Here is a 506-nt window from a genome sequence, read left to right as displayed (position 1 = left end):
AACAAGGATAACTCAGTGCCTTTATTCATCAATGTAATTTAAAGTGCAAAGAAATAAATTATTCACTTCAGACCCAAGTTTTGTTCTTGATCCGAAACCAGTTAAAGAAACCATAAAAATTGTCTACTACATAAAGGAATATGTGGCTAAGATTAAAAAGCTCGTTGGAAAGGATATTAAAATGGGCACATGGAATAAGTACAACTATGCATGCTCAAAAGTTGAACGATATGTCAAATGGAAATATAAGAAAAATGATATTCCTATAGGAGATTTAACATCCCAGTTTTTAATTGATTTTGAATACTATTTAAAGACAGAAGAGGGACAAAGCCAAGTTACTATAAACAAGGTGATACAGCGCTTTAGAAAGCCTATTCGGGTGGCTGTAGCGGAAGGATATTTAGATAAGGTGGATATTCCGGTCATAGTGACCACCCCATTCCGGAGTATGTTGACCAGTCATTTTCAGGTTTCTAAAAGAACGATTTGTGAGCTATCATATT

1 protein-coding gene is annotated in these 506 nt (G+C 34.4%); it reads left to right on the top strand.

The window, feature by feature from the left end:
* Positions 1-43 precede the first annotated feature (43 nt).
* Positions 44-506 (top strand): phage integrase SAM-like domain-containing protein (locus MWU82_RS24105; RefSeq protein WP_247098310.1); only part of this gene is annotated, 463 nt, incomplete at its 3' end.

The organism is Arenibacter sp. S6351L (assembly GCF_023016025.1).
GTDB classification, from domain to species: Bacteria; Bacteroidota; Bacteroidia; order Flavobacteriales; family Flavobacteriaceae; genus Arenibacter; species Arenibacter algicola_B.
Note: the sequence above shows the minus strand (reverse complement) of the source record. Positions and strands in the feature narration are given on the sequence as shown.